At 53.7% G+C, this 1,012-nt stretch carries 1 protein-coding gene; it reads right to left on the bottom strand.

Annotated features, from left to right (window positions below):
* On the bottom strand, nucleotides 1–1,012 hold a 1,012-nt coding region (gene tuf, locus RTE01_RS26090; RefSeq protein ID WP_141335489.1), incomplete at both ends, for an elongation factor Tu.

Below are 1,012 nucleotides of genomic sequence, written 5' to 3' on the forward strand. Positions count from 1 at the left end.
TACGGCCGCCTTCACGGATTGCGAAACGCAGACCGTCGTCCATCGCGATCGGGTGGATCAGGGTAACAACCATTTTGATGTTGTCGCCCGGCATTACCATCTCTACGCCTTCCGGCAGTTCGATGGTGCCAGTCACGTCAGTTGTACGGAAGTAGAACTGCGGACGGTAGCCTTTGAAGAACGGAGTATGACGGCCGCCTTCATCTTTGGACAGGATGTAAACTTCAGATTCGAATTTGGTGTGCGGCTTGATAGAACCCGGCTTAGCCAGTACCTGACCACGTTCGATTTCTTCACGTTTGATACCACGCAGCAGAACACCAACGTTCTCACCAGCACGGCCTTCGTCCAGCAGTTTGCGGAACATTTCAACGCCGGTACAGGTAGACTTAGCGGTGTCTTTGATACCAACGATTTCAACTTCTTCGCCAACTTTAACGATACCGCGCTCTACACGACCGGTAACAACGGTACCACGGCCGGAGATGGAGAATACGTCTTCGATAGGCAGCAGGAACGGCTTGTCGATAGCACGTTCTGGTTCCGGGATGTAAGAATCCAGGTAGCCAGCCAGTTCAACGATCTTAGCTTCCCACTCTGCTTCGCCTTCCAGCGCTTTCAGAGCAGAACCACGGATGATCGGAGTGTCGTCGCCCGGGAAATCGTACTGAGACAGCAGTTCACGAACTTCCATCTCAACCAGTTCCAGCAGCTCTTCGTCATCAACCATGTCGCATTTGTTCAGGAACACGATGATGTACGGAACGCCTACCTGACGACCCAGCAGGATGTGCTCACGAGTCTGCGGCATCGGGCCGTCAGTCGCAGCAACAACCAGGATCGCGCCATCCATCTGAGCAGCACCGGTGATCATGTTTTTAACATAGTCGGCGTGGCCCGGGCAGTCTACGTGTGCGTAGTGGCGAGTCGGGGTGTCATATTCAACGTGGGAAGTGTTGATGGTGATACCACGAGCTTTTTCTTCCGGTGCGTTATCGATCTGGTCGAATGC

The organism is Klebsiella terrigena (genome assembly GCF_006539725.1).
GTDB classification, from domain to species: Bacteria; Pseudomonadota; Gammaproteobacteria; order Enterobacterales; family Enterobacteriaceae; genus Klebsiella; species Klebsiella terrigena.